The organism is Arsenophonus endosymbiont of Apis mellifera (assembly GCF_903968575.1).
Classification (GTDB): Bacteria; Pseudomonadota; Gammaproteobacteria; order Enterobacterales; family Enterobacteriaceae; genus Arsenophonus; species Arsenophonus apicola.
This window is the reverse complement of record NZ_CAJCFU010000029.1, coordinates 109,755-122,851: the sequence shown is the minus strand read 5'-3', so window position 1 is coordinate 122,851 and position 13,097 is coordinate 109,755. Positions and strand designations below refer to the sequence as shown.

The window sequence follows — 13,097 nt, the reverse complement described above, 5'->3', positions numbered from 1 at the left end:
TTATACTACCACGCTTCTTTTCAGCCACAACTACTGCGTCATTAGAGGAAGAAAAAAATATCATTGCACTGGCAGCATGGTTGATACAAATAATATAGATCAAAGCGAATGGGATAGGTTTTTCTCTTATAATACGAGTGATTCAAAAAGAAGCAATAATAAAAGCAAACAAGGAATACCAAGAAATTACCAACATAAAATCAGATAGTACCATTATCAACGTTGATAGCTGTAAAATTTCACACTAAATTAAAATAAAAAAATGAACTGTTAATATCCTCCATGCCAACAAGGACAAGGAGGTATTTGTATTTTGAGGCTAATTAACTGAATTATGCTTTTTAAGCGCAAATCCTAGCCAATATTTTATCGTCCTTTTTTTTCTCTATCAGGCTCTAATAACATAACAACCGTTTCAAAAGGCGATAATGTCACTAATGTTGATTTATTAATCTTAGTCGGTTTTTTACTGCCATTTTTACTAATATAATTTAGGCTAACTTGATAACTTTGTGGCGCGCCAGCCGGTAATTCTAAATCATGCTGTAAATCCAAATAATATTCTTGGAGTTTATCCGATGGGTTTCTTAAACTGATAATCGATTTATTATTACTCCAGGCAGCCCAACCATAGATCGCTAATTTGGTCGGATCACTACCTATCCAATGGCTGTCAAATAAAATAGCTTGATTTTCACGGGCCCAATTTGCTGCAGTAGCTAATACATGCCAATTATTATCGCTCAACAGCTCAGGCGTAATATACAATTCTTGTAACTGAGTGCCGGTAGCAAAATAACTCCAAACCTGATCAGCAAAGTCCTGCTCAGACTGTCGATTAAGATATTTGGCTTGTTTAGCATAAATAATACCATGCAACATTAAAGAATTAAGAGGAAATAATGGGCCTTTCATCACAATTGAACGATAGGTTTCAGCATCGCGATAAGTCAGCCATTGTTGTACTTTAGGACCGGGGCCATAATAGTTGACATCATCACCACCACGCCAAATCGAATCAGCGTAAAAAAGCCAGGATGGTGTCGCTTGGGTGCCAGTGGTCAAGTTAACATAAAGATTATTATTGGCTTTTCGCATATCACTAATCATATGGATTGCCGCAGCAAAATCACTAGTAAATGGGCTACCTGGAATCACCTTATCTGCGTTGCCGGTACCATCCAATTTAAACATAGTAATATTTTGTTGTTTTATTAACGCTAAAATACGTTTATGAAAATTGGCATAATAATTAGCACCGGATAAAGCCAATTTACCATCCATTATTTCATAACCAAATTCAGCTGCATGTGAAACGCGAATATCGCGTGGTTTATTATATCCGCCCCAAGGTGATAACCAAATGCCTAAGGCCGCATGATATTTTTCGGCCGCTAATTTTAATTTCTTAAACTCATTAGGAAAATTGCTACTGAATCCCCAGTTACCTTTTAAATTATCCCATCCATCATCAAATAAATAACCATTTAATTTAATACCGCGTTTATTAACCAACGCTTCGCCATACTGTTCAATACGTAGTAATGCTTGCTTTTCGGTATAAGGATTAAAAAAACCAATATCAAGCCAGGAATTATAGTGCAAATACGGATTATAAGGACGAGCACGAACAACATTTAAAAACTGATTAACATGACGACGCAATTGGCCACTTTTATAAGTGCCAATATAAGTTTTATAACTGAGGGTATGAGCGGGTTGTAAAGGAATGGCCTGCCCTATTTTTTGCGTTACACCGCCTTCATAAGCCGTGGTATTGGTTAACGGATTTTCTGGAATAATAAAAAATGAATCACTAATAATTGGAGAACTAACAACTGAACCATAAACAAAAGGCGCTTGGGTTTTAAAAGGCATTAATGAAACCATACTCATGTTTAAGGGTTTATTTTCAGCAGTGATGCGGATTTCGTAACGAGCAAAATTTGCTTGATCATATAAAGCAAGTATCGTTGTTACTTTAATATTATTCCTAATATAATTTATTGTGATGGTATTTTTATCTTGCTTAATATTTTGCAAGTTAAAATCCTTTTCAGTTAATTTTTTTGCTGAATTAAAACTAATCTCAAATAAATTATCGGCTTTAATGACATCATTATTTTTGTTATTTTTAAACCAAACTAATATATCTTTAGTCTTATCGGATAACAGAATATTGATATTTTTACCCGTTAATTGATACTCTTTTGCTTGTAAAGATTTTACTAAACATAATGATATAAATAGACTTAATATAATGACCCTCGATGCTCTCATGCAATAAACTCCTATTGACTACTTAATTATGTTATTTTGCAAAAATCAAGTCCAAAAGCATGTAACACGCGTTATTACAGCAAAAACTTTATCAAGAAATTGTGAACAGGTTGGCAGTTGCTGGTTTATTTAACTCAAGATAATCTGCTAAAGCAATATTTTGCGATGCAAAAACAGATAAAAAGCAATTTTTTCAATAAAAAATTCTGTTATTAAAATATTTAACAATTTATTAAAATTTTCTATCGCTTACTCTTTTAATTTAACACATTCAATTTCAGTATAAATTTTTGCTATTTATTTATAATTAATTCACGCTATTTTTAGCAAAATCTTTTACACTAAATATTGATTACTAAATTTTATTTAGCTTCCTTTTTTCTATCACTTGCAATAGTTGAAATATTATCTTATTACAATATTTCATATAAAAGTATTTTAATTTAACTAGATATTTATATGCTTTAATTCCTGAACGAAAAATTATCCAATATTGTATTAATATCCAATAAAATAAATTTTTATATCAATCAACGTCAATTTAATTTCTGCTTAAGTCAAATGTAGTGAATGCCTTTATCACTTATCACTAGTCATAAATCTTCTTTGCCTCATAACAAACAAATTTGACCCAAAAAATAAAAAGGCTATTATATATGTCTTGCTTGCTGTTATTATTAGCCCTATTATCGATTACTATAAAAATTTGCAACCATGGATAAATTTACCCGTCCTAAACTAACGCTGCCTAATGGCGCTAATAAATTATTACTGCACTCTTGTTGTGCTCCCTGTTCAGGTGAAGTGATGGAAGCACTAAGTGCTTCAGGTATTGATTATACTATTTTTTTCTATAATCCAAATATTCATCCACAACGAGAATACGAGATCCGCAAAAACGAAAATATTCGTTTCGCTGAGCAGCATAATGTGCCGTTTATTGATGCTGATTATGATAGTGATAACTGGTTTACCCGTGCTAAAGGAATGGAACAAGAACCTGAGCGCGGAATTCGTTGCACTATGTGTTTTGATATGCGATTTGAGCGTACCGCGCTCTACGCTGCTGAACATGGTTTTAGCATTATCTCCAGTTCATTAGGCATTTCTCGCTGGAAGAATATGCAACAAATCAATGATTGTGGTAAGCGTGCTGCCAGCCATTACGATGGCCTTACTTACTGGGACTATAACTGGCGTAAGCAAGGCGGCTCAGCCAGAATGGTTGAAATTAGTAAGCGCGAACAATTTTATCAACAAGAATATTGCGGTTGTATCTATTCTCTGCGAGATACCAATAAACATCGGCGCTCACAAGGACGCGAAATTATTCGCATTGGGGTTAAATATTACACTGCCGACAAATAATAGATCGAACAAAAATAACAATGCCTGGCTAAAGCCAGGCATTGTTTATGCAATCTAATAGGCTATTTACCAGGCCGTAATGCTGGAAACAGAATAACATCACGAATTGTATGGCTATCCGTTAATAACATGATCATCCGATCAATACCGATACCTAAACCGGCCGTTGGTGGCAATCCATGCTCCAGTGCGGTGATATAATCCTCATCATAAAACATGGCTTCATCATCACCTTCATCTTTCTGTCGAACCTGCTGTGCAAAGCGCTCGGCTTGATCTTCTGCATCATTAAGCTCAGAAAAACCATTACCAATTTCACGACCACCAATGAAGAATTCAAATCGATCGGTAATAAATGGATTATTATCATTACGACGAGCTAAGGGAGACACTTCTGCCGGATATTCCGTAATAAATGTCGGTTGGATCAAATGGCTTTCTGCCACTGCCTCAAAAATTTCACATTGTAGACGACCTAATCCCCAGCCTTTTTCTGGCTCAATATTTAGTGATTTTGCGATCGCTGTCGCTTTAGTCATATCATCCAAATCAGCCAGCACCGTTTCCGCACGATATTTGACTATCGCTTCTTTCATGGTCATTTTGCTAAAAGGCTGCCCGAAATCAAATAGATGCTCACCATATTTTACCTGAGATGTACCTAATACTTCTTGAGTTACCGTTCGGAATAATTCTTCGGTTAATACAATAAGATCTTTATAATCAGCATAAGCCATATAAAGTTCCATCATGGTAAACTCTGGATTATGCCGCGGCGAAATACCTTCATTGCGAAAATTACGATTAATTTCAAAAACTCGCTCAAATCCACCAACAACTAAACGTTTCAAATAAAGTTCTGGCGCAATACGCAGATACATATCAATATCTAACGCATTATGATGAGTAATAAATGGACGAGCTGCTGCGCCACCCGGTATAACCTGCATCATGGGTGTTTCAACTTCCATGAAATCTTTACTAACCATAAAGTTACGTAAAGCAGATAGCACACGTGAACGCGTAATAAAAGTCTGCCGTGATCGATCATTAGCAATAAGATCAAGATAACGTTGGCGATAACGCGTTTCCTGATCTGCCAGCCCATGGAATTTATCTGGTAAAGGACGCAATGCTTTGGTTAATAAATAAACTTCATAACCATGAATGGTTAATTCGCCGGTTTTGGTCTTGAATAATTTACCTTTAACACCGAGAATATCGCCCAGATCCCATTTCTTAAATTGTTCGTTATAGATCCCTTCAGGTAAATCATCACGAGAAATATAAATCTGAATGCGCCCCCCCATATCTTGTAAGGTAGCAAAAGAGGCTTTACCCATGATACGGCGTGTAATCATTCGTCCGGCAACAGAGACATCAATATTCAGTGCTGTAAGCTGCTCCGCATCCTGATCCGCATACTTACCATGTAAATCGCTAGATAAATACTCCCGGCGAAAATCATTAGGAAAAGCAATGCCATTACCACGCAATCCCGCCAGTTTTTCTCGACGAGTTTTTAATTCATTATTTAAATCAAGGGCCTGATCAGTACCCTGTTGTTGTTGAGACATCTTTTTTCCTCATAAGCCAGCTTTCAAGCTGGCTTCAATGAATTTGTCCAGATCACCATCCAGTACCGCTTGGGTATTGCGATTTTCAACACCTGTACGTAGATCTTTAATTCGAGAATCATCCAGCACATAAGAACGAATTTGGCTACCCCAGCCAATATCAGATTTATTTTCTTCTAATGCTTGTTTATCGGCATTTTTCTTTTGCATCTCAAGCTCATATAATTTTGCTTTTAGTTGCTTAAAAGCCTGATCTTTATTCTTATGCTGTGAACGGTCATTCTGACATTGAGTAACAATGCCAGTTGGAATATGAGTTATACGTACCGCTGACTCTGTTTTATTAACATGTTGACCACCAGCCCCTGATGCTCGATAAACATCAATACGCAAATCCGCCGGATTAATTTCAATATCAATATCATCATCCACTTCAGGATAAATAAAGGCTGAGCTAAAAGAAGTATGGCGGCGACCGCCTGAATCAAAAGGACTTTTACGCACTAATCGATGAACACCCGTTTCAGTACGTAACCACCCATACGCATACTCACCAATAATTTTTATCGTGGCAGATTTTAAACCAGCCACATCGCCATCTGACGCTTCAATAATCTCAGTTTTAAAACCTTTTGACTCAGCCCAACGCAGATACATACGCATTAACATGCTAGCCCAGTCTTGTGCCTCCGTTCCTCCCGAGCCTGCCTGTAAATCAAGATAACAGTTAGCACTGTCATACTGCCCTGAAAACATACGGCGAAATTCCAATTGCCCCAGTTTTCCTTCCAATTGCGCTAACTCTGCTACCGCCTCATGAAAAGTTTCTTCGTCATCAGCTTCGATTGCTAGATCGAGCAAACCAGATACATCATCTAAACCTTGTATTAACGCGTCGATGGTTTCTACTATGGCTTCAAGAGAAGAACGTTCCTTACCCAATGCTTGGGCTCGCTCAGGTTCGTTCCATACATCAGGCTGTTCAAGTTCTGCGTTTACTTCTTCCAAACGCTCTTTCTTGGCATCATAGTCAAAGATACCCCCTCAAGATCTTCGTCCGCTCAGACAGATCCTGAATTTGATTTTTTATTGGATTAATTTCAAACATACCCTTGTATCTTATTTATGTAATTTTCATTAAAAAGTCATAAAAATATAAACCGCCTATTGTAGCGGATCTGATTGCGGGATTATAGTTTTTCAGTCAATATGCTTCATGATAACCCCTTTTAGCAACCAAATGACCGCTTTTAATCAGTAAATGCCACGATAAGAAAGTGCTTTAAATCTAACTATTAGCAAATTAGTAGCAGAAATATATTGATTATAATAAGGAAAATCATAGCCATACCCTACCACTTTCAGTGAAAAATAATGGTCAGATTAGGCTAAAGACTATTCGCAAGGCCATAAATGTTGAATAAGTAACTGGATGTTACGATTACCACGATACTCATTGACATCAAGTTTATAAGCCAATTCGACCATTTTAATACTATTGTCAGGCCAATAAGCAGTATCAATATTAAAGGCAATACCATCTATCATCGGGCCACCAGTCAGAGGTTCTAGCATCACTTTTAAATGACTATCACCCACAAGACGTTGTTGCAGTAACCTAAATTTGCCATCAAAGATAGGCTCAGGAAAAGCCTGTCCCCATGGCCCGCCATTTCTAATTTGTTCAGCAATATCCAGCGACAACTCTTCATTATTTAGCTCACCATCACTCCAAATAACCCCTTCAAGCATATCGTTATCTAGCAGTTCTGCCATCAGATTAGAAAAGTTCTCTTGAAACTGAGTAAACTTCTGCTCCTCCAGAGTTAATCCTGCCGCCATGGCATGGCCGCCAAACTTTAAAATTAATCCTGGATTAAGTGTATCTAAGCGCTCAAGTGCATCTCGTAAATGTAAACCATTGATGGAACGCCCTGAACCCTTTAAAATCCCTTCGCCTGCTGGCGCGAAGGCGATAACCGGACGATGAAAACGTTCTTTGATGCGAGAAGCCAATATTCCTACTACTCCCTGATGCCATTCGGGATGATAGAGTGCTAGACCATTAGGTATTTGATGACGTTTTTTTTCTATTTGTGAAAAAATATGCCAAGCCTCTTGCTGCATATCTTGTTCAATTTCGCGGCGGGTACGATTTAAGCTATCTAATTCATTAGCCAATTTCCTAGCGTGCACGATATCGTCAGTCAATAGCAGCTCCACGCCGATTGACATATCATCTAATCTTCCAGCAGCATTGAGCCGTGGTCCAATGGAGAAACCTAAATCATTAGCAACCAGACGACTAACATCACGTTTGGAAACTTCAATCAAAGCTTTGATCCCGACACAGCTGCGGCCCGCCCGAATACGATTTAAACCTTGATAAACTAAAATACGATTATTACTATCCAAGGGAACAACATCCGCCACCGTCCCTAATGCCACCAAATCTAGTAATTCAGCCAGATTAGGCATCTTACGTGACTGTTGCTCAAACCAACCGGTCTGGCGCAACGCTGCACGTAATGCTGACATCAAATAAAAACTGACACCAACCCCGGCTAATGCTTTTGATGGAAAGTGACAATCAGCTAAATTAGGATTAATAATTGCTTCTGCACAAGGCAGTTTTTCTCCTGGCAAATGGTGGTCGGTAATGATCACTTTTATACCGTGTCGATGAGCAACAGCAACGCCTTCATGGGAGGATATGCCATTATCAACGGTAATAATAAGTTGCGCTTTTCTTTTAATAACTTCATTAACAACCTGCGGGCTAAGCCCATATCCATCTTCAAATCGGTTAGGCACCAAATAATCAAAATGACGATATCCCATCGCGCTCAGCGCTCGCAGTGTCAATGCGGTACTCGTTGCACCATCGGCATCGAAATCACCGACCACAATAATCCGCCAATGTTCATGTAGGGCAGTGATTAATAGTTGAACCGCAGTTTCAATCCCATTCAGTGATTGGTAATTAAGTAATCCTTTAGCTCCTGTTTCTAACTCATTTTCTGACAACACACCTCTCATAGCATACAAACGGCGTAATAGCGGAGATAAATGAGCTGGAAGGTGGCTATCATCTGCTTTTGGTCGGCGACGAAGCTGTATTTTCATATTTATTGTTAACTCATTATTATTTTTTCTTAAGTTTTGCTAACCCTTTAACTAAATCATCGGCTGTCATATAACCAGGTATTACTGTGCCATCTTCTAACACCAAAGCGGGTGTTCCATTGATACCAAGCATGTGACCAATATTAAACTGAGCCTTAATATCGACTGTTTTGCATTTTTCAATTGGAGAAATCGTTTCACCTTTAAAAGCTTCTGTTAATACTTTTTGTCGATCAGCGCTACACCAGATAGATGTCATTGTTTTAGCTGATTCATGGTGAAGACCATTGCTAGGAAATGCTAAATAACGTACAGTGACCCCCTTTTTATTATATTCTGCTATGTCTTGATGAAATTTTTTGCAATAACCGCAGGTAACATCAGTAAACACGGTAACAATATATTTTTCCTCTGGTGCCTTAAATATGATCATCTGATCACTCATCGCTTCTATTTTTTTTGCTAAGATCTGATTTGTGACATTAACCGGCATTTGACCACTTAAATCATAAATAGGCCCTTCTAATAAATACTTACCGTCTTCGGTTACATAAACCAGGCCTTGGTTAGTGATCACTGTACTCAGACCGACAATAGGTGACGGATGGATATTCTCAGTTTCTATGCCCATTTTATTCAATGTTCTTTTAATAGCGACATCATCAGCCAAAGCAGAATGTGACATTGCGGCCAGAAGACTAATTACCCATACAATATTTTTTTTCATTTAAAATTTCCTTGAACCACAATCAACCTCGAGGATGATGTTGTTGATGCAATTGCCTTAACCGCTCTGTGGCAACATGGGTATAGATCTGTGTAGTAGAAAGATCACTGTGTCCTAGCAACATTTGTACTACACGCAGATCTGCGCCATGATTTAGCAAATGGGTGGCAAATGCATGTCTTAATACGTGAGGAGAAAGTTTTTCACTATCAATTCCAGCAATTGCTGCATAATATTTAATCCGATGCCAAAAAGTCTGACGCGTCATTTGCGTACCTCTTTTACTCGGAAATAACACATCATTGGTCAGTCCATTAAGTAAGATTGGACGACTTTCCGTTAAATAAGTTTCCAACCAATAAATAGCCTCTTCACCTAAAGGTACCAACCGTTCTTTATTCCCTTTTCCCACTACCCGAATAACACCCTGACGCAAACTAATATCTGTTAATGTTAGCCCAACCAGTTCAGAAACACGTAGCCCACATGCATAAAGCACCTCAAGCATTGTTTTATCTCTTAATTCAATCGGATCATGGATGGTAGGCGCATGCAATAAATCTTCAACTTGCTTCTCATTAAGATCTTTAGGTAGCCGTCTTGGCAATTTAGGTGCCGACAATTGTGCCGTTGGATCATCGCTACGGAGTTTCTCTCGATAGAAATACTGGAATAAGCGCCGCATAGCACTAAGTAAACGAGCAGAACTCGTTGCTTTATAACCGCCCTCTACGCGTTCAGCCAGAAAAGATTGTAAATCCGTGACCTCTACCGTAAGCAGATCATAACCATGGCGCGACAACCAACCAACTAATGTTTGTAAATCAGTACGATAAGAAGAAAGCGTATTAGCGGCTAAATCGTGCTCAAGCCAAATAGTATCGAGAAATTGTTCTATCAACGGATGAATGTCTCTGTTTTTTTCTGTTGACACAACAGCACTCCTAGTAAATTAATTGCACCATATTATGCCTCAAAAAATACTTTCTGCCACAATGCCACACTAACATTTATGCAGGTTGTTTCTTTATTAATTAAATTAGAATAATAATTTATATACCTAATTAAAATTAATAAGCTAAATCAAAATTCACTGATTAATTATAGTATTAAATATTGTGAACTAGGCATAAGCAACGCTCTATTCCTCTTAGTTTTTATCAACTAATAACGATTATCTACAATAATCATTATTTAAATTGGTAAAAAATAAAAATTTGAGATGTTATTATAAATATTCTAATCAAAAATATAAAAATAAATCAACCACGCTATTATTTAATTAATTTTGCTATAACCAATTGATATTTTATAAATTGATATTCCAATAAGATATTACCAGAAAAACACTATACCAAATAAAACTAAAAATAATTTAATGGGATAAACCAATGACTAACAGTAGAAAGATATAGTATTAATTATTTGATAGGTCTTGCTGATTCGATTTCTGAATATGAAATCTGGAATGAACCCGATCTTGCTTTCTTGTGGACAACTGCCAAAAATAATCAGCGCCCAGTTGTCGAGTTTTATGATTTTTATCGTGCCGTTATCAATACGATCCGAGCAAGCACACCTTGGGTAAAAAATTGGTAGTTGCGGAACTACTTTTGTTTTTAAAAATGAAAATTTTGTCGATAACTTTCTTGTCTATATAAAAAACAGTCATGTTCCTTTTTGATTTTTACTCATATCATTATTACGCAATTGATACCGCCAATCCGAAAAACATTTAATGAAATCCAAGATCATGTGCATAATAGACTCGCTAAACGTGGCTTTCAGCAGATAAACGCTATATCACTAAATGGGCGTTAACCGCTTATGCCAGTAAAATTAATAATACTAAGAAGAACCAAAGTCGTGTTGCTGCCGCCTATTTACTCTATTTTTGATTCACGCAGAACAGGCGGGCGTAGATAAAGCCTGTCTATATCGGGTTGACGGAGTAAAATTTGGTTTATTCAATAACCACAGTTACGCTAGTTATGCCGCCCAAGCATTTTAGTTATATAATCAATTTGCTTTAATAATGAGCGAATTTGGCTAACTTCCATGTTGTTTTCGTCATTGGGGGAAATTTCAAACCTATTATAAATAATAATAGATTGTTATTAATCGACAACTAAATAATATTTTTACTGGTCAGATATCACGATTAATTTAAATAATAGATTTATTTTTTAATAAATTTCATTACTTAGATAATGATAAAAAATCATTTAAATAGTAATAAAGTAAAAACTTATTCTTATAAAAATAAAAACTATCTTATACACTTTAAGTATATCAAAATAACAAATTAAAAAAATTATTTCTCGCCGCCCTATTAACATTAATTTATTTAATTATTAAACGCCTTATTTAACATATTTTAGTTATAAAAAAACCTCTTCCATTAATTTTGTGAAACTATTCATAGAATGAAAATAAATTAAATTTGATTACTTAAACCGATAAAATAATCTTCATCAATTTTAATTATCTTAAATAAAAATTATTATGTTAAATTTTTTCTTCGCTAACTAAGCGAAATAATAATGATAAATCAGCTTTAATAATATGGAGCTTAACAATGAAAAAACATAAATTTATTATAAAATTCAATAAATCTGTTATCCAAGAAAGAAAAGATAATAATAAATTAATTTTAAAACCTGCTGTTTTAAAAGATAGCTTTCTGAATGACTTTAATTACTATTCTATTGTTGATGATGATTTACTCACAATAAAAAACCAGTTAATTAATTGCCAAAACCTTACTGGTATTTGCTATGTTGCAGAAGCGGACAATATGCCATTGGATGAACTACAAAGTTTAGCAGATAAAATAAATAGTTATGATTTTGTTGAATACGCCTATATAGAACATACCGACACACCACCACCATTTAGGCAGTTATCAGATCATAAGACAGGGCAAATTCATAATACACCTAATTTTAATCCCCTTCAGGGCTATCAAGGTGGGACAACTGTAGATCATATTGGTATTGATATTGAGTATGCCTGGTCACTTGGTATCACAGGACAAGGGATCCGCTGTGCAGATATAGAAGGTGGATTTGATTTTAACCATGTTAATTTACAAAGAAAAAGTTTTATTAATCTGTCACCAGAATATCCGTTTAAAAATGAACATGGCACAGCAGTTGCTGGAATAATGTATGCCAAAGATATGGGATTGGGGATAAAAGGATTAGTGCATGGCGCAGATTCTTTTTATGGCGTTTCAGAAGCACCGGCTGGGCGCGTTAATGGAATTGCTAAAGCATTAAAATACTTAAGGCCAGGAGATATATTCATCTACGAATTACAATCAATGGGACCACGTATTAAATATGTTCCAGCCGATTATCAAAAAGCGGTCTGGGATATCACAAAAGAAGCCACTGATGCAGGCATAATTGTCATTATGGCAGCGGGCAATGGCGCTGAGGATTTAGATCATAAATTATATAATGAATATAGAAACCGTAATGATGATGGCGATAACGGTGCAATTCGTGTTGGTGCGGGCGATAAAAAATACCTGATACCAACAGATTTCACCACTTATGGCAGCATGGTACATGTGCAAGGATGGGGTTTAAATGTCGTCACAACCGGTTATAACGATCTATATGATAGCGGTGAGCATAATAATTATACCCATACTTTCTCGGGGACATCATCTGCAACACCGATTGTTGCTTCCGCTGTCGTGGCAATCCAATCATGGTATAAACAGCATATTGGTGATGTTATTAAACCTAAGGACATGCGTGCACTTTTAATCGAAACAGGTACACCACAAGGATTCCATCAAACGAGCAATAAATGGATAAATATTGGCCCATTATCTAATGTACGTCGAGCAATTAATACCTTACAGAGGCGTTTCCAATAAAAAGTGTTAACTATGCGTTACTAATAATAAAAGAGATTGCCATTTAGCAATCTAACTTTAAAACCAGATCGCAAATTTTTTAACAGATAAAGATCTGGTTTTTTAAACGTATTATCGAGAAATTGCA

General features: G+C 36.3%; 9 protein-coding genes. 3 read left to right on the top strand and 6 right to left on the bottom strand.

Annotation, left to right across the window (positions count from 1 at the left end):
* Positions 1-366 precede the first annotated feature (366 nt).
* Positions 367-2,280: an enterotoxin gene (locus tag H1X92_RS02990; protein WP_180558777.1), complete on the bottom strand. Its 1,914-nt coding sequence runs from the start codon at positions 2,278-2,280 to the stop codon at positions 367-369.
* Between the two features lie 714 nt (positions 2,281-2,994).
* Between H1X92_RS02990 and H1X92_RS02985 the strand changes: the two genes are divergently transcribed.
* Positions 2,995-3,648 carry an epoxyqueuosine reductase QueH gene (locus H1X92_RS02985; RefSeq protein WP_180558776.1) on the top strand — a complete coding sequence of 218 codons (654 nt, stop codon included), beginning with the start codon at positions 2,995-2,997 and terminating at the stop codon, positions 3,646-3,648.
* Positions 3,649-3,710: 62 nt separating this feature from the next.
* On the opposite strand, the gene lysS is transcribed toward H1X92_RS02985, so the two are convergent.
* From lysS to xerD, 5 genes are all read right to left on the bottom strand, one after another.
* Positions 3,711-5,225: a lysine--tRNA ligase gene (gene lysS / locus H1X92_RS02980; protein ID WP_180558775.1), complete on the bottom strand. Its 1,515-nt coding sequence runs from the start codon at positions 5,223-5,225 to the stop codon at positions 3,711-3,713.
* A 9-nt stretch (positions 5,226-5,234) separates the two neighbouring features.
* A protein-coding gene (gene prfB, locus H1X92_RS02975; protein ID WP_180558774.1) for a peptide chain release factor 2 occupies positions 5,235-6,333 on the bottom strand; the annotation gives its coding sequence in 2 pieces (ribosomal slippage) (positions 5,235-6,257 and positions 6,259-6,333; 1,098 coding nt in all).
* 287 nt (positions 6,334-6,620) lie between these two features.
* Positions 6,621-8,357, bottom strand: a complete 1,737-nt coding sequence (gene recJ / locus H1X92_RS02970) for a single-stranded-DNA-specific exonuclease RecJ (RefSeq protein WP_180558842.1) — start codon at positions 8,355-8,357, stop codon at positions 6,621-6,623.
* A gap of 13 nt (positions 8,358-8,370) precedes the next feature.
* Complete coding sequence (gene dsbC / locus H1X92_RS02965; RefSeq protein ID WP_180558773.1) at positions 8,371-9,078, bottom strand: bifunctional protein-disulfide isomerase/oxidoreductase DsbC; 708 nt, start codon at positions 9,076-9,078, stop codon at positions 8,371-8,373.
* 22 nt (positions 9,079-9,100) lie between these two features.
* Positions 9,101-9,988, bottom strand: coding sequence for a site-specific tyrosine recombinase XerD (gene xerD, locus H1X92_RS02960; RefSeq protein WP_370520634.1), 888 nt, complete (start codon positions 9,986-9,988; stop codon positions 9,101-9,103).
* A 515-nt stretch (positions 9,989-10,503) separates the two neighbouring features.
* Between xerD and H1X92_RS02955 the strand changes: the two genes are divergently transcribed.
* Positions 10,504-10,677 carry a hypothetical protein gene (locus tag H1X92_RS02955; protein ID WP_180558771.1) on the top strand — a complete coding sequence of 58 codons (174 nt, stop codon included), beginning with the start codon at positions 10,504-10,506 and terminating at the stop codon, positions 10,675-10,677.
* A gap of 979 nt (positions 10,678-11,656) precedes the next feature.
* Positions 11,657-12,970, top strand: a complete 1,314-nt coding sequence (locus tag H1X92_RS02950) for a S8 family serine peptidase (RefSeq protein ID WP_180558770.1) — start codon at positions 11,657-11,659, stop codon at positions 12,968-12,970.
* Positions 12,971-13,097 lie beyond the last annotated feature (127 nt).

Bases quoted from the DNA above. Each gene is read 5' to 3' on its own strand.
- H1X92_RS02990 (WP_180558777.1), bottom strand. From the start codon at position 2,280: ATGAGAGCATCGAGGGTCATTATATTAAGTCTATTTATATCATTATGT.
- H1X92_RS02950 (WP_180558770.1), top strand. From the start codon at position 11,657: ATGAAAAAACATAAATTTATTATAAAATTCAATAAATCTGTTATCCAA.
- dsbC (WP_180558773.1), bottom strand. From the start codon at position 9,078: ATGAAAAAAAATATTGTATGGGTAATTAGTCTTCTGGCCGCAATGTCA.
- lysS (WP_180558775.1), bottom strand. From the start codon at position 5,225: ATGTCTCAACAACAACAGGGTACTGATCAGGCCCTTGATTTAAATAAT.
- H1X92_RS02985 (WP_180558776.1), top strand. From the start codon at position 2,995: ATGGATAAATTTACCCGTCCTAAACTAACGCTGCCTAATGGCGCTAAT.